Source organism: Bacillus sp. WMMC1349 (assembly GCF_013155385.1).
In the GTDB taxonomy this organism is placed as follows: domain Bacteria; phylum Bacillota; class Bacilli; order Bacillales; family Bacillaceae; genus Bacillus.
The window spans coordinates 13,703-30,828 of record NZ_JABJUQ010000008.1; the positions used below are offsets into that span (position 1 = coordinate 13,703).

The 17,126-nt window shown below is 37.2% G+C and carries 28 protein-coding genes and 1 pseudogene; 3 read left to right on the forward strand and 26 right to left on the reverse strand.

Annotated elements, in window-relative coordinates:
• Positions 1-15: 15 nt before the first annotated feature.
• The 3 genes from HOO54_RS23155 to HOO54_RS23165 form a co-directional block, all read right to left on the reverse strand.
• On the reverse strand, positions 16-675 hold the full coding sequence (locus HOO54_RS23155) for an ERF family protein (protein WP_172292242.1): 660 nt from the start codon (positions 673-675) through the stop codon (positions 16-18).
• Entirely contained in the window at positions 675-1,256 is a 582-nt protein-coding gene (locus tag HOO54_RS23160; protein ID WP_172292240.1) for a host-nuclease inhibitor Gam family protein, read from the reverse strand. The genes HOO54_RS23155 and HOO54_RS23160 overlap by 1 nt, the downstream gene beginning before the upstream one ends.
• 205 nt (positions 1,257-1,461) lie before the next feature.
• Complete coding sequence (locus HOO54_RS23165) at positions 1,462-1,731, reverse strand: YqaH family protein (RefSeq protein WP_172292238.1); 270 nt, start codon at positions 1,729-1,731, stop codon at positions 1,462-1,464.
• Between the two features lie 50 nt (positions 1,732-1,781).
• On the opposite strand from HOO54_RS23165, the gene HOO54_RS23170 reads away from it, so the two are divergent.
• Positions 1,782-2,162 (forward strand): DUF2513 domain-containing protein, encoded by a 381-nt coding sequence (locus HOO54_RS23170; protein WP_172292236.1) that lies wholly within the window; start codon positions 1,782-1,784, stop codon positions 2,160-2,162.
• Here the strand turns inward: HOO54_RS23170 and HOO54_RS23175 are convergent.
• The 5 genes from HOO54_RS23175 to HOO54_RS23190 form a co-directional block, all read right to left on the reverse strand.
• The gene (locus tag HOO54_RS23175; protein WP_172292234.1) at positions 2,159-2,407 is read right to left on the reverse strand and encodes a hypothetical protein; all 249 of its coding nucleotides are present in this window, start codon (positions 2,405-2,407) and stop codon (positions 2,159-2,161) included. The genes HOO54_RS23170 and HOO54_RS23175 overlap by 4 nt on opposite strands.
• A gap of 145 nt (positions 2,408-2,552) precedes the next feature.
• Positions 2,553-3,209 (reverse strand): hypothetical protein, encoded by a 657-nt coding sequence (locus tag HOO54_RS23180; protein WP_216664702.1) that lies wholly within the window; start codon positions 3,207-3,209, stop codon positions 2,553-2,555.
• Positions 3,209-4,024: a phage antirepressor KilAC domain-containing protein gene (locus HOO54_RS23185; protein WP_172292232.1), complete on the reverse strand. Its 816-nt coding sequence runs from the start codon at positions 4,022-4,024 to the stop codon at positions 3,209-3,211. The genes HOO54_RS23180 and HOO54_RS23185 overlap by 1 nt, the downstream gene beginning before the upstream one ends.
• Entirely contained in the window at positions 4,025-4,159 is a 135-nt protein-coding gene (locus HOO54_RS24840) for a hypothetical protein (RefSeq protein ID WP_301539265.1), read from the reverse strand.
• Positions 4,159-4,404, reverse strand: coding sequence for a helix-turn-helix transcriptional regulator (locus HOO54_RS23190; protein ID WP_172292230.1), 246 nt, complete (start codon positions 4,402-4,404; stop codon positions 4,159-4,161). Before HOO54_RS23190 ends, HOO54_RS24840 begins: the two co-directional genes overlap by 1 nt.
• Positions 4,405-4,566: 162 nt before the next feature.
• Between HOO54_RS23190 and HOO54_RS23195 the strand changes: the two genes are divergently transcribed.
• Positions 4,567-5,229, forward strand: coding sequence for a LexA family protein (locus HOO54_RS23195; RefSeq protein ID WP_172292228.1), 663 nt, complete (start codon positions 4,567-4,569; stop codon positions 5,227-5,229).
• 81 nt (positions 5,230-5,310) lie between these two features.
• Complete coding sequence (locus HOO54_RS23200) at positions 5,311-6,723, forward strand: recombinase family protein (protein ID WP_172292226.1); 1,413 nt, start codon at positions 5,311-5,313, stop codon at positions 6,721-6,723.
• A gap of 14 nt (positions 6,724-6,737) precedes the next feature.
• Here the strand turns inward: HOO54_RS23200 and HOO54_RS23205 are convergent.
• The 18 genes and pseudogenes from HOO54_RS23205 to ssb form a co-directional block, all read right to left on the reverse strand.
• Positions 6,738-6,956, reverse strand: a pseudogene (locus HOO54_RS23205) (hypothetical protein); the annotation flags it as partial.
• Positions 6,953-7,351 carry an HK97-gp10 family putative phage morphogenesis protein gene (locus HOO54_RS23210; RefSeq protein WP_172292204.1) on the reverse strand — a complete coding sequence of 133 codons (399 nt, stop codon included), beginning with the start codon at positions 7,349-7,351 and terminating at the stop codon, positions 6,953-6,955. The gene HOO54_RS23210 and the pseudogene HOO54_RS23205, both read right to left, overlap by 4 nt.
• Positions 7,351-7,659 carry a phage head closure protein gene (locus tag HOO54_RS23215; RefSeq protein WP_172292202.1) on the reverse strand — a complete coding sequence of 103 codons (309 nt, stop codon included), beginning with the start codon at positions 7,657-7,659 and terminating at the stop codon, positions 7,351-7,353. The genes HOO54_RS23210 and HOO54_RS23215 overlap by 1 nt, the downstream gene beginning before the upstream one ends.
• Positions 7,649-7,951: a head-tail connector protein gene (locus tag HOO54_RS23220; RefSeq protein ID WP_172292200.1), complete on the reverse strand. Its 303-nt coding sequence runs from the start codon at positions 7,949-7,951 to the stop codon at positions 7,649-7,651. The genes HOO54_RS23215 and HOO54_RS23220 overlap by 11 nt, the downstream gene beginning before the upstream one ends.
• Positions 7,952-7,979: 28 nt before the next feature.
• Positions 7,980-9,260, reverse strand: a complete 1,281-nt coding sequence (locus tag HOO54_RS23225; RefSeq protein WP_253907589.1) for a phage major capsid protein — start codon at positions 9,258-9,260, stop codon at positions 7,980-7,982.
• A 39-nt stretch (positions 9,261-9,299) separates the two neighbouring features.
• Positions 9,300-10,025 carry a head maturation protease, ClpP-related gene (locus HOO54_RS23230; RefSeq protein ID WP_172292198.1) on the reverse strand — a complete coding sequence of 242 codons (726 nt, stop codon included), beginning with the start codon at positions 10,023-10,025 and terminating at the stop codon, positions 9,300-9,302.
• The gene (locus HOO54_RS23235) at positions 9,976-11,280 is read right to left on the reverse strand and encodes a phage portal protein (protein WP_172292196.1); all 1,305 of its coding nucleotides are present in this window, start codon (positions 11,278-11,280) and stop codon (positions 9,976-9,978) included. Before HOO54_RS23235 ends, HOO54_RS23230 begins: the two co-directional genes overlap by 50 nt.
• The gene (locus tag HOO54_RS23240; RefSeq protein ID WP_172292194.1) at positions 11,281-11,469 is read right to left on the reverse strand and encodes a DUF1056 family protein; all 189 of its coding nucleotides are present in this window, start codon (positions 11,467-11,469) and stop codon (positions 11,281-11,283) included.
• An 11-nt stretch (positions 11,470-11,480) separates the two neighbouring features.
• Positions 11,481-13,190, reverse strand: a complete 1,710-nt coding sequence (locus tag HOO54_RS23245; protein ID WP_172292192.1) for a terminase large subunit — start codon at positions 13,188-13,190, stop codon at positions 11,481-11,483.
• Entirely contained in the window at positions 13,187-13,705 is a 519-nt protein-coding gene (locus tag HOO54_RS23250; RefSeq protein WP_172292190.1) for a phage terminase small subunit P27 family, read from the reverse strand. Before HOO54_RS23250 ends, HOO54_RS23245 begins: the two co-directional genes overlap by 4 nt.
• 228 nt (positions 13,706-13,933) lie before the next feature.
• A complete protein-coding gene (locus tag HOO54_RS23255; protein WP_172292272.1) occupies positions 13,934-14,308 on the reverse strand; it encodes an HNH endonuclease in 375 nt (124 codons plus the stop codon).
• Entirely contained in the window at positions 14,298-14,648 is a 351-nt protein-coding gene (locus HOO54_RS23260; RefSeq protein WP_172292270.1) for a hypothetical protein, read from the reverse strand. Before HOO54_RS23260 ends, HOO54_RS23255 begins: the two co-directional genes overlap by 11 nt.
• Before the next feature lie 487 nt (positions 14,649-15,135).
• Complete coding sequence (locus HOO54_RS23265) at positions 15,136-15,513, reverse strand: ArpU family phage packaging/lysis transcriptional regulator (RefSeq protein WP_172292268.1); 378 nt, start codon at positions 15,511-15,513, stop codon at positions 15,136-15,138.
• Between the two features lie 195 nt (positions 15,514-15,708).
• A complete protein-coding gene (locus HOO54_RS23270) occupies positions 15,709-15,855 on the reverse strand; it encodes a hypothetical protein (RefSeq protein ID WP_172292266.1) in 147 nt (48 codons plus the stop codon).
• A 13-nt stretch (positions 15,856-15,868) separates the two neighbouring features.
• On the reverse strand, positions 15,869-16,267 hold the full coding sequence (locus HOO54_RS23275; protein ID WP_172292264.1) for a hypothetical protein: 399 nt from the start codon (positions 16,265-16,267) through the stop codon (positions 15,869-15,871).
• Positions 16,264-16,434, reverse strand: a complete 171-nt coding sequence (locus HOO54_RS23280) for a hypothetical protein (protein ID WP_172292262.1) — start codon at positions 16,432-16,434, stop codon at positions 16,264-16,266. Before HOO54_RS23280 ends, HOO54_RS23275 begins: the two co-directional genes overlap by 4 nt.
• Positions 16,421-16,597 (reverse strand): hypothetical protein, encoded by a 177-nt coding sequence (locus HOO54_RS23285; protein ID WP_172292260.1) that lies wholly within the window; start codon positions 16,595-16,597, stop codon positions 16,421-16,423. The genes HOO54_RS23280 and HOO54_RS23285 overlap by 14 nt, the downstream gene beginning before the upstream one ends.
• 11 nt (positions 16,598-16,608) lie before the next feature.
• Positions 16,609-17,046, reverse strand: coding sequence for a single-stranded DNA-binding protein (gene ssb / locus HOO54_RS23290; protein ID WP_172292258.1), 438 nt, complete (start codon positions 17,044-17,046; stop codon positions 16,609-16,611).
• Positions 17,047-17,126: the final 80 nt, after the last annotated feature.

The following is a 17,126-nucleotide window of genomic DNA, read 5'->3' on the forward strand; positions in this document are numbered from 1 at the left end:
AAAATCACCCTCTTGTTATGCTAATTCTTTCTCTGCTTTAGCCACCCATCTTTTAAGTAGATAGATACAATGGTCAGCTTGCCCTTTATTGATTTTGTTAATATCTTTGATGTCAAGAGCTGTTATAACGGTCTTCACATCGCCTTGTCCACGCAATTCAATATAATGTTGAGCAAGGGATTGAATTTCATCCTTTTGCTCCTGTGTGATCATTTCAGGTGGTTTTGTCGCTTCTACTTTTTGTTGAAATGCGTCTGGATCGTCTTTATCTGTCGGAATGTTGAATTGTTTCAAAAGAAAATATTTTTCAGCGTATGTCAAAGCCTTACCGACTCCCTTTTCTCCTGCTATATCAACACCCTGTGCATAAAAAGGGACAGTCAACGTTTCTTCGGGATTTTCTGCATTCACCCAAATAAATTCAAGGTCTAATTCTGTGAAATATGTCGTTTTCTTTTTCTGATTGCCGTACTTATCTTTACTTTCAACTGTTTCTGTTAAGATGCGTTTGTCTACAATTTTCGGAATCAGTAAAAGCGTTTGTTTGTCTAATTCATCTCTGATAGCGCCTAAAACCTGACTTGATCCGACATATTCGTACTGGTTTCCTTTGTTTTCTTTTTGGAGATACGGGATCGCCTTTCTGACCTCGATCAGCTTTTGATAAATATTCATTATTCGTTCACCTCGACTGTGAATTTATCTTCCCTATCAACCACTGTCACACCTGAAATAATCTCGCCATCTGCGTCTATTAGCTTGTCCCCGAAAACTGAAGATTTCTTTTTAATGGATGCCCAATCAACGTCTTTTTTAATTTTGACTAACCCTTTTGTTTCCGCGTATTTCAACAAGTCGGTTTCATTACGTTGATATTCCGGCTGCTGCTTGGTAAGCTTAATTTTTCCATACGGTAGATTGATTGACTTATATGGCTTTTTGCCACTTTCAATCTGCCTTCTGACTTCTTCCCGCATGTATCGCTCTAGTCTATGGATATAGAAGTTTTCACGCTCGACATATGGTTTTTTAGACTCATCACGCCAAAACTCAACCCGTTCAATTTGAGTTCTGAGGCGTTCAAGCTGCTTTTCAGCCACTGCATCTATTTCTGATTGTTTCCCTTTAAAGTAAGTGATGCGCCGTTGTGCTTCGGCTGCTGATTCTAGGTCAGTCACCTCAAACACTTCATAATCCTTTTCCTCTTCTTCGACCTGATCGATTAACACTTGTTCTGTTTCTGGAAGACTACTCATTAATTTGTTTCCTCCCTTGATTTTTCAAAAAATATTCGATATGCTTTAAATATTCTTTCTTAAAAAATCACTTCCCTAAAGTTCACTTGGCAGAGTGAACTTTTTTAATTGTCTTCCTCTTCGTTGTCTTTCTCTTTTTCATACTTCAAATATTCCAACGGATAACCGTAACGGTTGATTTCTGTAATGATTGGATGCTCGATATTCATTGATACGCCCTCCTTACAGTTGAAACGTCTATCCCTTTACTTAAGAGTTGGGACGCTATTTCATGCAGCTGAACAACTTGTTCTGGATGCTCCATCCGTTTAAGATCCTTACAATGGGCAATCATCGACCCTGCTATTTCAATACACCCTTCATAATCTCCGTCCTCAATAGCATCTGGTAACAGTTCAGTGATTAGAAAATCCATTGATTTGATTAGCCTTTCAGCTCTTTCCTGATCAGACTTTAGAAATCGATTTAAATTCATGCTTATCCTCCTCTTTGGTATAATGTTCCTGTAAGATAGGGGGTGAAACTATGAAACTTGATCACGATTGTGTAAGAGAAATCCTTCTTGAATTAGAAGAAAAACTTACATTGAACGACCAGCTAAATACTAGCGAGGTAAGAGAACTTCAAACCGTTCAAAAGTTTGGAGAAGAAACCTCGTTTTACGCTATTTTAAAGCTAATTGATGCCAATTTTATCGAAGGTAAAGCAATACGATCTGATGATTCACTAAGTGGCTTAATCCTAGGTCATTTGACCTGGGATGGCCATGTATTTCTTGATAACATAAGAGAGACATCAATATGGGAAGCTACTAAAGAAAAAACAAAAGGTCTTGCAAGTATTTCAGTGTCGTTAATGGCTGGAATTGCACAAGATTATTTAAAACAAAGGCTCGGTTTAAATTAATATTGTTTTCCTTCAGTCCAACCATGCTCATTAAGAAATCTAATAAGATCATTTATAAACTGTGTATATTTTTCTGTAGAATAATCATTACTGTTAAAAGTCAGTTCAAGATTGAGCTGGCTTTCTTTAGCATCACCCATGGAAAAAGCATTTCTATTTTTTATTTCAAACCCTTTAATCCAGACAGCTGCCCAGGCCTTACCTTTTTCTAATGTAACTGGCATTTGATATTTCATATTAGCCATTTATTCTCTCTCCTTTAACTTTTAGATATGCTTCTTCACAAAAGCCTGATAAATCTTCATAAAACGTTCTGCCTCGCTTAGAGCAAGCCATTCTTTTGTTTTGATCTTCACTTTACCCACCTCCTTTTAGTTGGTCAGTAATGACCTAATCTACTGGCTGTATATATCTCGGACGCTTCTTTATCACTCTCTGCACTTCACCAGTTGTATTGTTAACCAATACTTGCTTTCCTCTGTGATCAGTCCCCATTGTGTAAGTATCAATCCCCTTTTCCTCAGCAAACTCTTCTAACAAACCTTTTTGTCCTTCTGCTCTTCGTAAGGCACTGACTGTTGATAGCGATTCGATCATAAATGATGTAATATCCGAGTTTTGATAATCTGAAATAAAGTCAAATACTTCTCGTTCTGTTCCAATGCAATTGTCTAGTCCCTTTTCTTCAATAACTCGCATTGTGTAAAAATAGTCTTTCATTTCATATTTATCACCGTCATAATGCTTTTCGACCGGGAACATCTGCATCAATTCCCTTGGCGTTAACCAACCTATCATTGTATTGATAGAGCCAATAATGTGAAATCTCGTTAGTACGTCTTCATATGTTTCAGGCATGTCCTCACTATTAATCATTTTTAAACCACTAAAGACAACTCTTTTGAGGGTCTCTCTTTCAATAGATCCCTGGCTTTCGCATTGTGCCAATCCTTCGTATAGCTCATTTAAAAATATTTTTCGATAGATCGAATAATAATCCACCTTTTCCTTTTGAATACCATCTATAACCTGCAATTGATTTGACATTATGAAACCGCCTCTTCTTTCGTTAGAAACTTATTGATGAAATATACTTGACCCTTGCCAGTGACTTTAGGTGTCTTACTGATACTGATATGACCATCTGAATGTGTTATAGATGTTTCCTTAATTTCGAACAATCCACTTTCCATGCTCTTTTGAGTTGGCATGTTGTAATCTGTCCCTTTTCGCTTTATTAAATATCCGTTGTCTCTTAACCATGCGAAAAATCGTTTCTGTCCCGTTTCAATTCCATTCTGTTTTAATAGTTTTGCAAGCTCCCCCACCAAAATAGATGTACTGGATGCTGACACACTATCCGCAAACAGAACTTTAGGTTTGTTTTGCTCAATTTGCTTTTTTAGTTGATTGTTCTGATTTCGCAAATCTAGCACCATTGCTTGCTTTACTTCATCACTGAAACTAGGAAAATAGTTTTTAATGAATTGTTCTTCGTTACCTTTATTAACGTATCCGCCCGTTTTTCTAATTATAGGTAGCACTTCAGAGGTTACCCATCGTTTAAATTTTTTTGCCTTCTCTTTAATTTCTCGATTGTTCCCTTGTTTTGCAGCTCCAAATATTAAATCGTATAAACCTGATTCATTTACGAACTTTTTCTTTTGTTTTCTTCCTATTCTGTCGATGACTCCGTGGACCGCGGAGTCATCTTCCTCAACATGGTTTTGAATTGCATTATGTGGTTTCGAAAAGCTTAATGCTTTAGCAATTTCCTTTGCTCCAAACCACTCAACTCCATCCACTATCATTACAGGTAAATCTCCAAAAATTTTATGATTAAACGTTTGTAATTCATTCATTTATGAAATCTCCTTTTTTTGTTTTGCCTTTCGTTCTTTAATAATTGAATGCATGCTCGGTCTTATCTCTTGAACAAATGTAATAGCATACTTTCCGCTAAGAACAATTGATTCAACTGATTTGTTTTTTTTCATTAAGAAACATCCCTCTCTATATCTAACATTTTGTTAGGTTTTAGTTTAAAAAAAATGATTTCTGAAAAGTCACACCCAAATACATCAGCTAGTGCCACACCTTCTTCTATCTCCATCTTTTGCGGATTTCTCTCCCACGAAGAGTAAGTAGTTCTATGAATACCTAAGGCTTTAGCTACATCGTCTTGAGTTAAATTTAAACGCGCCCTCCATTCTTTTGGAGTTCTTGCAATTTTATATTCCAATTTACCTCACCTCCTCACACGTTAATAATATCTAACATTTTATTAGATGTCAACGATTTTTACACCATTTTTATATATTTGCGTTGTTTTTTCTAACTGTATGTTTGCTATAGCTAACATTTTGTTTTATAATAACAACATAAATAACAAGGAGGTGAAAAAATGGGGAAAAAAATAAACTTCGCCAAAAACATAGCAAGGATTAGAACAGAGTTAGGACTTTCTAAAGCTGAATTCGGAAAGCGACTTGGCTTTTCTGATGTCACAATAGGGTATTGGGAGCGAGGGGAACGAACTCCCAAGACAGGTACAATTGAAACGCTAGCAAGAAAACTAGGAGTTAGCACAGCCGAATTGATTTTTGACAATGTGGGCGAACAAAATACGCATAGTAGTATTGTTCCGATGACAGAGACAGTTCCTATATATGGATCTATTCCTGCAGGTTGCCCTAAATGGGCAGATGACAATATCATAGGTAGCCTTCCAATCCCTGATAAATTAATTAAAATGTATGGTTTGGAAAACCTCGTATCTTTGAAAATCGAAGGAGATAGCATGAACAAAATAGTGCCTAATGGTTTTTATGCTGTTATAGATACTAAAACTAAAGAAGTTGCAAACGGTGATATTGTAGCTGTCCGTATCAATGGTTATGAAACAACACTGAAAAGATTTTACCAAACAAACAACAGCATTATTCTTGAGCCAGACTCATACAATCCTGAACAAAAACCTTTTATTTTTGATTGCACCAATCCTTTTGAATGTCCTGAAATTACAATAACGGGAAAATACGTATGGAGTTGTGCGCCGATTGATTAATTCATAATTTACCAACGCGGGAGACTACCCGCTCTTCTTTTACAACCAAAAGAACATACATTCTGATAAAGGAGAATAAGGATGAAATGTGTGATATATACAAGGGTCTCTACTGATCTACAAGCAGAAGAAGGAATATCATTAGATCTGCAAAAAGAAAGATTGGAGCAATATGCTCTTTCTCAAGGGTGGGAAATAAAAGAAGTATATACTGATGAAGGATTTTCTGCTAAAAATACAGAGCGACCAGCTTTTCAAAAAATGCTTAATGACATGAAATCGAAAACTTTTGACATAATTTTGGTTTATCGCTTAGACCGCTTCACTCGTTCAGTTGTAGATTTATACGAAATACTAAAACAGATGGATAGGTATAATGTGAAATTCAAATCATCTATGGAGATATTTGACACAACCACCGCTACTGGGCGAATGTTTATAACATTAGTAGCCACTTTAGCACAATGGGAAAGAGAAACAATTTCAGAACGTGTCAAAGATGCTATGAAAAAGCGTGCTGAAGAAGGAAAATTTAATGGTGGGAAAGTTCCTTATGGTTATAGATTAAAAAATGGAGAATTAGTTACACATAAAGAAGAAGCTAAACTTGTAAAGTTAATATTTGAACGCTCCATATCTCTAGGAGCCGGTGCATTATCGCGATACCTAAATAAAAATGGATTTAGAACAAGAAGTGGTTCATTATTTCAACGTGCAGGAATATTAAGCATAATAAACAACCCGATCTATATTGGAAAAATACGCTGGGGAGAAGAGGTTTATACTGATATCGCGCAAAAAAGCTTTGAACAAATCATTTCTTTAGAATTATGGGAACAAGTCCATAAATCGATGGATATAAGAAAAAAGAACAATACTAAATCATACCGGAAATACACATATTTATTTAGTGGTGTTTTTAAATGTGCTCGTTGTGGTAATCCACTTATGGGTTCTCCTAAATACCGAAAAGATGGTAGCGTTAGATACGGTTATAAATGCAAGGGACATTACTCATTAGGAATATGCGATCTCCCGCAATTTGGACAAGATTCACTGGAAAAAACATTCTTAAACTTGTTAAAACTAACTGGTTTTAAAGACAAATTAGAAACAGATGAGACAAAAGATGATATGGGTAATATAAAGAAAAAAGTAAATGAATTAGATGCAAAGAAAAAGCGTGCAAAAGAACTTTATATTGAAGGTGACTTAACAAAGAAAGAATATCGAGAAATGTTAGAGAATTATTCAAATATGCAATCAAAACTTTTACAAAAAATCAAAACTGATTCTGAATCTGTAACACTTGAAGAGCTTGCCCTTTTCATTGAAAATATTCAAAGTGAATGGGTTAATTTAGATGACATTGAAAAGAAATCAGCTATCAACGCAGTATTTGATTACGTAAAAGTTGATGTAAAAACTTTCTCTAAACCATCTCGATATTCTCAACCAGCAGAGATTATCATTACTGAATATAAGTTAAATTAATCGTGATTTTCTGACCATAACGGAGTATCCTTTATTGGCTTGCCATCAGCCCACTGAGTAGCTCTATACTCTAGTTCCTGTACAACAATATAGGCTGGCTTACTTTTGATCCCAATTGGTACAGCTAGTTCAAAAATATTTGATGGTTTCACCAATAATAAAAGCGCTGGATCATTCTCCAACGCTTCAAATACTTTGTTTTTCAGTAGTAAAGACCTTTCTACTACATTCATAGCTTGTACCCTCTTTTAATTACGCTTGCCATCGCTTGTAACATTCTTTCATTTGCGCTTCTCATACTTCGCTGAATAAATGGATTAGCTGGCTGATGAATGGTTCCGAATTCCGGTAAGTGAACACGGAATTTTGTGTCTTTAGTAGGTCCAACAACAGCATAGATTTCACCATCCAAATCCTTTCGAGTACGGTTTCCAACAATAATATCCTCATCAATATGGGGATGACTGCCCCCAATATCAGATCGAGGTGCATTTTTATCTATTTCTTTGGCAAGAATAGCACCCCCGGCTTTTACGGCTGCTTTATTGATTGACTCATCTTTCCTTGCAAGGTCAGTTAAATATGAATCTAATTCTTTAAAGCCCTGCATCTCCATTTCAAATTCCATTATTCCACCGCCTTTGCCCTTATTGTGGTGAAATGTTTCCGAGAATAGTTCGGCAAAATTGATTCAATCTCGTATGGTTGATCTTGAAAAAGAATTCGCATATGTTCGTTAAGATCTTCACGGTGACGAATTGTAAATTTTATAGTTTTTTCTTTCTGAACAGCTGCCGCTGCATAATACTCTCGGCCTTTTAATCCCTCAGCTTTGGCCCAGCATTCCACAACAGTTTCATACTTACCTTCCACAGGGAGGCGCCCGCCCTCTTTTTTCTGTTGAAATTCAATCCGATACCGCATGTCATTCAACATTGGAACCAGTCTCCGAAACCGTATATTTTAATTGATTGATCATCATCGTTAGCACCCCATCAAGGTTTGAAGTTGTGCCAGCTACTTCCCTGTTTTCATACCAATGCGTTACAAATGCTTTTACACACATATCAGCTCGTGCTGAATGATTTGGGAACTTTAAACCAGTTGCAGCTGTAATATATTCCTTCGCCGAAGCGATAAATCCCAGGATTAAATCATCTTCCAAATCACCATCAACCCTGAGAAATTTTTTCGCTTCTTTAAGTTCTTTTTGCTCAATTTCTGTCATTGGGCATCACCTAGCTTTCATTCACCTATTATTTGTTCTCACCAGAACCGGGATTTGGAACCCCATTGTCTGGAGTTGCATCTTTGATTGATGAAAACTCTGCAAACACAACAGCATCAGTATCCCAAAGAACAACATCTTCACGTTCAATGATTCGCATATCTGTAGAATTACGATAGAATGCTTTACCGCCAACATTTGTCGTTAAAATGGAATATTGCTGACGGTCAAATAGTTTAACAGCTTCTTTAAGATCACCGACAATCAACGGATATTTTGGCGCTGCTTTTGTACCACCGTTTGGCAAATATTTATCAGATATAACGGACACAGGCTTTCCGAATAAAAGTTTTTTAGTCGGATCTGTTGGATTAGGCTGTAGTAAGTACCGGCCAAAAGCATCCTTCAATTTATCCAAAACATTAAATCCTGATTGATTTGTAATAAAAGAGGTTGTGGCGTTGATAGCTGGATCAAGCTTGACGTTCAAAATATCTTTAATATCGTCTTGCTTTGAAACTGCTGTTTTTACGAGTGTTCCTAATTGCTTAATAATCAACGTATTACGCGTAACAGCTGATTTCTTAGCGAGCCAATTGGTCAAATATTGAAGAAGCGCTTCTTGTGTATCTGAAAGCAAATCATTAGAAAGAACCAAAATTCCTGCATAATCTTTAATGTTATATTTAATGTTTTCAAATTTAGGATTCTCTAGTTCCGTAATATCCGCTAATTCTTCAAGGTTTGCTAATGGAGTGATATCTGCTAGTTTTTCAAGCACTCGTGAACCTTTATTTGTAGATACCGGAATGACATCAACGAGATTAGCCAGTGTATCAAATTGTCTACGTTTTTCGTTGATCTTCGTTGAAATATCTTGCGGAACAACAAGACCGCCATCTTCATCCACACCTTCTTTCATTGCGGAAAGAGGTTTCGGTATTGTTCCAGATTTAAGAGCTGACGCAAAAAGCTGAACATGGTTCTTTACTTCCGTTTTGGCGATATCATCTGTTGGCTGTTGACCAGTTGCTACTGAATCTTGTGATGTCTGCTCCTGTTCATAAGGGACTTGCATATTTCGGACTTCTTCATATGTCTGGATCTGCTCTTTTATTTGTTGAGCTTCAGAAAGTAGTTTTTTAGCTTCATCAATTTTCCCTTTGTCTGTCAATGCTTCAATTTCTGTACGCTTTTCTGCTAGCGTTTGGCGTAACTCCCGTTCTTTTTTAGACATTCCACCTCCAGCAAAAAATTGAATATCTAGTTTCAATAAAAAATTTTTTTGTTTTAATAGTTTCGGTTTCAAATTCTTGTCCTCCTTAAAAGTGGCATTAAAAAAGAACCCTTAAAGATTTAAGAGTTCAAGTTTCATATCAATTTTTTGTTTTTGTAATTCATCCAATCCTGCTTCTTCAGCCGAATTTTCAGCAACTGTTTTAGCAACTATCTTTCCTGGCACATGTTTAAAGTGTGCCAAAATTTGATGATCAATACAGGCTGCTACATCCTTTGATTCTGAGACCTCATCAATCAAACCATAATGTAATGCTTCATCAGCTGTCAGCCACGTTTCTTCATCAAGTAATTGATGTAAAGTAACATCATCCAGCTTGTCACCAGCTTTATCAAGGTATGTCGAAACAATACTTTCTGTGATCTTGTCAAGATCATCGGCAGCCTTTCGAAATTCTGTTGCATTCCCGACCATTCCCATGTAAGGATTATGAATCATCATCATGGCGTTACTTGGCATTGTAATGTTATCCCCCGCCATTGCAATAACTGAGGCAATACTTCCAGCCAGTGCATCCACATAAACATTAATTTTAGCTTTATGACGTTTAAGCATTGAATGAATCGCTTGGCCCTCAAAGACATCTCCTCCAGGTGAATTAATGTACAAATCAATAGAGCTTACATCACCTAAACTTTTCAATTCTGACTGAAAAACTTTAGAAGAACTCTCACTAAACCATCCTTCACCCGTTATTGAGCCATAAAGTGTGATTTCAGCAGTAGAATCATTCAGAATCTTCATGTTCCAATACTTGTTTTTCTTCTTCGTTGCCATCACCCCCCTTCTGTTCATCAGATGTCCCTTTTACTTTGTTCAATTGATATTCTTTCATAATTGAAAGAGGAACAAGATTTAAATTCCCATAATGCTCATCCCCAATATCTCCAATTCCGGTCATGTCCTCTTTTTGAAGGATTGTGTTTACGCTAAAAGCGCCAACACTTTGCATCGTTTTATAAAACTCAGCACGAGATTTACTATCTCCACGAAGTTCTGATTCTAGGTTAAATTTAAAGTAATAACCACTTTTTAACTGGTTTTCTGTCAATATTTTATCGTTCAATTCTTGTTCTATATTTGTCACTAAAGGTTGTAACGTCGTTTTGACATAATCCAATGATTGTTGTTCGATATTAGAGAAAGTGGCTCGATCAAGTTCACCTATTTTATGTGGTGGTACCTTATAAATAGATGCGATCTGCTGACGGTTCCATTTCATGGACTCAATAAATTGAGCATCCTTCATCGGCATGGTTACTTGTGAATAGTCGAGACCAGCGTCTAGGACTGCAATAGACTGACCCGCATTTACACGCTCCCAGTCTTCTCTCACAATTTTTTTACTTTCTCTATCTAATAGAGTTGGTGCTTTGACAACGCCAAACGGAGCGCCACCATTTTTATAAAATTTTGCATTGAATTTTGTGGCAGCTCGATTTGATCCGATATTGTCACGAATAACTGAAATCGGAGTTTGTCCCACAATTCCATCAAGAGAAAGGTTTTTAAAATGCAGAACTTCTTCATAAAAAAACTCACGATATTTGCTGTCAATCGTGGTTGAATACCAAACCCGACCGTTATTAGGGTCAATATTTGTATTTGTTGCCTCAGGGTTTAAAGGTCTGATTCCAGTCACATTTCCGTCTTTATCAAAAAGCAAAAGATTGTAACTGTTCCCCCAAGTACAAAGCCTTGTGACCAAAAGCCTTTTCCAAATAAAACTTGTCATATAATCATTGACTTTGTTCAGAATCATCTCACTAATATCATTTTGGACTTGTTTGATATTGCCGTTTTTATTCTGAAAAAGTTTGATTGGCAGTTTCGCGATATCATCCGCCAAAACTATGACACATGCATAAACATCGGGATGAAGAACAGCTGTTTTTGATGATACTCTTTCACCTGATGAGGTTTCAGTGCCAGCAAAAATATTTCTAAACCAATTGGCTGGATGAAGAAGGGAGCCGCTATCCTCTTCTGCGATTTCATTCTTGACCCCGCCCTTTAAACGGCTTAATAGCATCTAATCCCCTCCTTCCTCCTTACGCTGCCTATCTACACCTAACAAGCCAGCAAGAGAAAATAAAAAAACACCGGTCGCAATCAAACCCGCGTTGATATTTATTCGATATATGGCAGTAGAAATGAATATCATCCCTATAATAAGTAAGATATCATCTATAAACGGCTGCATACTTTTTATAAATTTCATATTCCCACCTCCTACAGGCTGAAAGATCCTGACTTGATATAAGCATTTAAGTCAATCGTCATATCAATTTGAGATGCTCTCACATGTGCATTAATAAGGGCTGCAGCAGGGTCAATCCGTTGTGTTGACTTTGATTTGTCCAGCATGATATTTTCTTGAGCATCTACTTTTGTAACAGCATTACCCATCGCCCATGTCAGTAGATCGTTTTTATTATGGATGATGTTTTTCGCCTTTACTTTTTCGCGAAAGTCTTTTGTAGGCTCTGAAAGTGTGGCAACTCCCTGCCTAATTTCAATCATCACATATCCGTCAGCCTCCATCTGTTGAGCAAACTGTGTCGCATTATATGGATCGTAACCGATTTCTTTAATTTTCCATCCTTTCTCTTTCTCCATTTTCTTGATATAAGCTCTGATATAGTCATAATCAACTACAGCACCATCAGTAACGGTTAACCAGTTCCTCTCCCTCCACAAGTCATAAGGGACATGATCTGTCTTCATACGTTCATAGAATGTATCTTCAGGCATAAAACCATGACTTTCTACAGCAAAGCTCCCATCATCTAACGGAAAAATAAAAGATACGGCTGTCAGGTCAATTCGTTTTGATAAGTCAATTCCAACATAGCACTCCCGGCCGGATAGATCAGGAAAATGATCAGATCCACAATCTTTCCAAGCTTGCATGTCCATGTAGCCATTTTCACGCATGTTAACCCAGATATTCATATTCTTAGTCAGAAAGTTCCTCATTTTCTCTGGTACAGCCAAGGCAACTTCCAACTCTCCACGCAGATAATTAAGTCCATGTTCATTTTTAGCAACAATAGGATTGGCTTTGATCCAGTTCTGCTCATCCTTAATGTCATCACCTTTGTCTAATTCATTAACCATCACAAAATACTGCTCATTTGTTTCTACTTTATTTGGATCTAAAATGCGTGACACGTAATCATATTCAACGCGGTAGGCAGGGTTATTTAATTCAAAACCGGCAGTCGTAATAATGACCATTAACGGCTGATTTCGTGCAGCCATACCAGAAACAAGTACATCATATATTTCAGATGTTTTATGTGCGTGATATTCGTCTATAATTCCGCACTGAGGATTGAACCCATCTCCTGTTTTCCCTGCATCTTTAGAGAGTGCCTCAATTTTAGATTGTGTTTTTGGATGTTCAATTTTCCCGTAGGCAATCCTATATTTTTGCTCAGGTTTATTTAATAGCTCACACTGAAGAATCTGTGCTTTGATCTCATTCCAACATATTTTTGCTTGCTCAGTTTTCGTTGCCCCAATGTAGACCTCTGACATATTTTCATCATTTGCCATAGCTTCATAAGAAGCAACACAAGCTAAACTTTGTGTTTTCGCGTTCTTACGTCCAACTTGCCAATATACTTTTGTGAATCTGCGATACCTTGTTTCTTTGTGAACCCACCCATACACATTGCCAAAAATAAAAATTTGGATTGGTTCGGGGACAATATTTTCTCCTGCGAGAGGTCCTTTTGTATGCTTAAACTGAGTCATCCAATAAAGAAACCGTCTAGCTTTCTCGTCATCAAATATATAAGGGAACTCCCTTGTTCCTTCTCTCTTAATGTCATTTAAAAAGCGATGACAAGCCCAAATATGTTTTTGACACGCCACAATCTCACCCGATATCACATCGCGCGAGTAGTCAATCATAAACTGTTTAATTGTATTCATACATTACCAAACTCCTTTTCCGCTGCCGTCTTTTCTCGTTCTTCCTGAGTTTTGGTGATGGCTAGTTTTGCACGTGCAGACGGTGTAAGGCCAAAATGGTTGGCCGCAGATATCATCTGATCATAATAATTTTTCTCGCGTTTAAGAAGGGGATGTTCTTCACCAACCGACTTGATGGGCTGACCATTTTCATTACACCCTTCTGTGTTTATCATGATGCCATCTTCATCAATTTTTTTTGTAATAGAAATATATCGAGAGTAAATCTTACAATAGGTGGCCAACATGTTGATATCCGCCTCTGTGATGAGATCCACTTCAGACAATAAAGCAGCAACCCGTTTAAATTCTTTTTTAGCTACCTTATCATCCAACCATGAAGGAGGCTTAATATTTTCAGTACGCATTTTCATTTGTTTTTCATATTTAGCTCTGGTGGCTAATTCCTCAGTATTCTTTTTATTCGGATTACCCTGTATTAGTTGAAGAGCTGCAGATTTTGCGGGTCTCGGCATGTTTTTCACCTCATTTCGTTAAAAAAATCTTCTTTTTTCGCTTGTTTTTTCCGTCAAACATGCTATGATGAAACTAACAATCAAATCGTTTATATCAAGCCCTCTTGGCAAATCGCCGAGAGGGTATTTTGTATTTTTCGGGAACTTTGAAAAGCGGTGTTTGTTTGCAGAAGAGGGCGCGCCGTTCCCCAGACGGTTGTTTTCCAAAGATTTTAGTAGGGGGGTATCCTACTGCCCTAGCTTACTTCGATCACCATGAACCTTGTTATGGCAAGCATTACAGAGACTTTCAAGGTTTGAAAGGTCTAAACGCTTGGACCAGTCCTCTTTTACTTCCACAATGTGGTGAACCATGTCAGCAGGTATGAAGCGATGTTCCCTCAAACATCTCTGACAAAGATAGTTGTCTCTTAACAAAGCAAGTTGTCTTGTTTGCTTCCAATCAGTTGATTTATAAAAACTTGTAATTGTTTTGTCTCTTGAATGTTTGTTGTATTGTTTTGTTTCCTCTTGCTTGATGTGCTTATGATCATGGCAATAGGCTTCTCTAGTTAGTGCCTTACACCCATAGGCCTTACACTCCCTTAACGGCTTAGGTGGCATTGTTATCCTTCCTTCGGTTGTAAAGAGATCGATTGTAAACGATTGCTTTTGTTCCATACTTGCTATCTTTATCGACAAATTCAATGTCAATATGCGTTGGATTAAGCGTTGAATCATCCCTAGTTAAGTATGAAAAATCTGCATTTATAATCTTGTCAATTTTTTTACCGTTATAAAAAATACGTGGCGGAGAATCAATATCATCAAGTTCAATTTGAAGTAAAGGTGGTGCCATTTTCTCTTTAGTTGTGATTGATTGATACGGTTGATATGGACCATTTACTACCCTTTCCAATAGGTCAGATATACTCATATTGGCTAAATCCTTTTTAAAATCCACTTTTTATACCTCCCTCAAATAAAAAAACACCCTCCCTTTCGGAAAAGCGCTTGGCTATATTCTTTCTAAACCATGCCCACACTCAGAGGCTCCCTTTGCCATCAATCGTCTTATCTGAGATTCACTGGACACGGTTTACAGAGAACATCAACCAAGTCCATTAACACGCTTATATTTAATAAAATTGAACTTACACATACCCCGGGAGGAAGCCAAGCATAGTAAGATCATGGGTACAATGAAAATACTATTCCCCGATACGGCTGCCGCAAGACTAGCGCTATCCAGGCTCAGAATGTTCCTCCCGTTCGGCTTCATTCCTCAACACCTTTGTTCCGTATCCGGATACGCCATTGATAAGGGAAAGGCGCGTCTCCCATATATTCTTGATAAGTAAATGTTATCGCTAATGCAGACATAAATAGTCCCCCTTTTTGTCCCCCATTTTATCGGAAAAATGTCGGGATTTTGTCGATAAAAAAAGCACTCAGATAATTCCGAGTGCTGTAGCTATACGGTTTATAGCGCGTTGCTTGATTTCATAATAAGTATCCTTTTTCATTCCGAGTTCTATATAGATATGAATATCTTTTACCCTTGCAGCAGTTAGATATTTCTTTTCAATGATTAACCGTTCTTCTTCATCCAAGCTGTTTTGTAAGGCGCGTTCCATCTGCTTGACCTTGAGTTCATTGAGATTTAATGAATCTCGGAGGGAAGGGAAAGTATTTATGCCAGCAGATGAACATTCCTTTTTGTTCTCCAATTGGACTTTAAGCGCACGGTAATTTTTCAATTCTTTGATGACAACTTTGCGGACGGCTTTTTCATCCACAGCTGGAAGAAAAGATAATTGTTTAGACATCCTATCCCTCCTATTCTTCTACTTTTCTTTTTCCCATTTTTCAATACGTCTTTCGGTAAACTCTATCCAAATCAACGGTGCTGCAATAATAATGATTCCTATAATTAGATAGATCATGATTCTCCCTTCCCGTCTTATGTTATTTTTTAGTCAACTACGACTGAACACTATGCCGTTAATTTCTTAAACTGTGAATTAGTCAATTTCTTCTTTCCAAGGCGCTTCATCTATAAGCTCAAGCCAACAATTTAATGAACAACAACATTCAAACCTATTTTCTTGATTAGTTGGATAACCTTCATCTGTTTGAAACTCATCACCACAATTTGAGCATTCTTTCATTTTCGTAACTCCTTTAACGAACAATTATCTCAATAATTTCAACATCTTTATCACTGAATACAATTGAACAGGCCGGACAATACTCTCCCGATTGCCAATCTTCCTCAAACTCTTCTCGTTCATCAAAATAGGAGCCGAACATTGGATCTTGTTCTAAGTGGTAGAAAAACTCTTTTATTGTTCCACTATCTTTTTCTAGCCAGTTAACGAGACAATACCCGTCTCCACTCCAACTTTTTGCGACAATAACCTCTACTCCGGCAATTAAGCCATATATTTTAAGCCAATTTTGAATTTCTTCTTCATTTGGTTCTAGCCCAGTTAATTCGTTTTTAATTTGTTCTGATGTTTTTTTACTGGTATTCAATTTTGCCTTGTATAGATTTAGGAATTCCCCTTGTAAGAGTGTCATTTCCATGCCTCCCAATAATTCTGTTTTTCAAATATAAAATTACGTGAAGGTTTTAAATACTCTCGGTAGACAATTGGGTACTTTTTGATATAAGCCAACCGTTCTTTCTCTGTCATCTTCCAAACTTTCACTTCCCCTGGCAATCTCCAATTTTTATTTGAACTCATATTTATTCCCCCCTTTACTTTTGTAAAGTACCCTGTGACGCCTGCAGAACGGTGTTTGATTTTTAGCAGCTTGTTTATTTATGCCTTCTTCAAAAACAGTAATGACCTGTAGATTCTCAGAATCATAGTTTGTTGCCACCCACTGAACAACACGCCTTATCATGTTTATCCCCCTTAAAACGGCAAATCTGAATCTTTTATATCAATCGGCTTTCCATTATTGGCAAACGGGTCATCTAGGAATCTATTTCCTTGCTGTTGTCTCTGGTTCTGTCCTTGATTCTGGTTGCTGTTTTTTGTATCCAGAAATTGAACTGATTCAGCGACTAATTCTGTAATGAACACCCGACCACCATGCTGGTTTTCATAGTTGCGTGTCTGCAATCGTCCGTCTACGCCTGCTAATGATCCCTTTTTAAGAAAGTTCGCGACGTTTTCAGCCTGCTTTCTCCAAGCCACACAGTTTATAAAGTCTGCTTCTGACTCTCCATTTTGATTTTTGAACGGTCGATTAACCGCAAGTGTGAATCCTGCAACAGCAACACCTGAGCCGGTATATCTTAACTCTGGATCTTTAGTTAAGCGTCCAACAATAATTGATCTATTTAACATGTTTAAATTCTCCCTCTCATTTTTTCGACAAAATTCGACAAATGAAGCCGTTATTTATTTTACTCTCCGGTGTGAAATCC

Coding starts and splice junctions, on each gene's coding strand:
- HOO54_RS23280 (WP_172292262.1), bottom strand. CDS start 16,434: ATGAGTTCAAATAAAAATTGGAGATTGCCAGGGGAAGTGAAAGTTTGG.
- HOO54_RS23165 (WP_172292238.1), bottom strand. CDS start 1,731: ATGAATTTAAATCGATTTCTAAAGTCTGATCAGGAAAGAGCTGAAAGG.
- HOO54_RS23170 (WP_172292236.1), top strand. CDS start 1,782: ATGAAACTTGATCACGATTGTGTAAGAGAAATCCTTCTTGAATTAGAA.
- HOO54_RS23270 (WP_172292266.1), bottom strand. CDS start 15,855: ATGAAAGAATGCTCAAATTGTGGTGATGAGTTTCAAACAGATGAAGGT.
- HOO54_RS23285 (WP_172292260.1), bottom strand. CDS start 16,597: ATGATAAGGCGTGTTGTTCAGTGGGTGGCAACAAACTATGATTCTGAG.
- ssb (WP_172292258.1), bottom strand. CDS start 17,046: ATGTTAAATAGATCAATTATTGTTGGACGCTTAACTAAAGATCCAGAG.
- HOO54_RS23230 (WP_172292198.1), bottom strand. CDS start 10,025: ATGGCAACGAAGAAGAAAAACAAGTATTGGAACATGAAGATTCTGAAT.
- HOO54_RS23215 (WP_172292202.1), bottom strand. CDS start 7,659: ATGTTGAATGACATGCGGTATCGGATTGAATTTCAACAGAAAAAAGAG.
- HOO54_RS23200 (WP_172292226.1), top strand. CDS start 5,311: ATGAAATGTGTGATATATACAAGGGTCTCTACTGATCTACAAGCAGAA.
- HOO54_RS23160 (WP_172292240.1), bottom strand. CDS start 1,256: ATGAGTAGTCTTCCAGAAACAGAACAAGTGTTAATCGATCAGGTCGAA.
- HOO54_RS23240 (WP_172292194.1), bottom strand. CDS start 11,469: ATGAAATTTATAAAAAGTATGCAGCCGTTTATAGATGATATCTTACTT.
- HOO54_RS23210 (WP_172292204.1), bottom strand. CDS start 7,351: ATGGAATTTGAAATGGAGATGCAGGGCTTTAAAGAATTAGATTCATAT.
- HOO54_RS23255 (WP_172292272.1), bottom strand. CDS start 14,308: ATGCCACCTAAGCCGTTAAGGGAGTGTAAGGCCTATGGGTGTAAGGCA.
- HOO54_RS23250 (WP_172292190.1), bottom strand. CDS start 13,705: ATGCCGAGACCCGCAAAATCTGCAGCTCTTCAACTAATACAGGGTAAT.
- HOO54_RS23175 (WP_172292234.1), bottom strand. CDS start 2,407: ATGGCTAATATGAAATATCAAATGCCAGTTACATTAGAAAAAGGTAAG.
- HOO54_RS23220 (WP_172292200.1), bottom strand. CDS start 7,951: ATGACAGAAATTGAGCAAAAAGAACTTAAAGAAGCGAAAAAATTTCTC.
- HOO54_RS23265 (WP_172292268.1), bottom strand. CDS start 15,513: ATGTCTAAACAATTATCTTTTCTTCCAGCTGTGGATGAAAAAGCCGTC.
- HOO54_RS23195 (WP_172292228.1), top strand. CDS start 4,567: ATGGGGAAAAAAATAAACTTCGCCAAAAACATAGCAAGGATTAGAACA.
- HOO54_RS23275 (WP_172292264.1), bottom strand. CDS start 16,267: ATGACACTCTTACAAGGGGAATTCCTAAATCTATACAAGGCAAAATTG.
- HOO54_RS23185 (WP_172292232.1), bottom strand. CDS start 4,024: ATGAATGAATTACAAACGTTTAATCATAAAATTTTTGGAGATTTACCT.
- HOO54_RS23155 (WP_172292242.1), bottom strand. CDS start 675: ATGAATATTTATCAAAAGCTGATCGAGGTCAGAAAGGCGATCCCGTAT.
- HOO54_RS23235 (WP_172292196.1), bottom strand. CDS start 11,280: ATGCTATTAAGCCGTTTAAAGGGCGGGGTCAAGAATGAAATCGCAGAA.
- HOO54_RS24840 (WP_301539265.1), bottom strand. CDS start 4,159: ATGAAAAAAAACAAATCAGTTGAATCAATTGTTCTTAGCGGAAAGTAT.
- HOO54_RS23245 (WP_172292192.1), bottom strand. CDS start 13,190: ATGAATACAATTAAACAGTTTATGATTGACTACTCGCGCGATGTGATA.
- HOO54_RS23180 (WP_216664702.1), bottom strand. CDS start 3,209: ATGTCAAATCAATTGCAGGTTATAGATGGTATTCAAAAGGAAAAGGTG.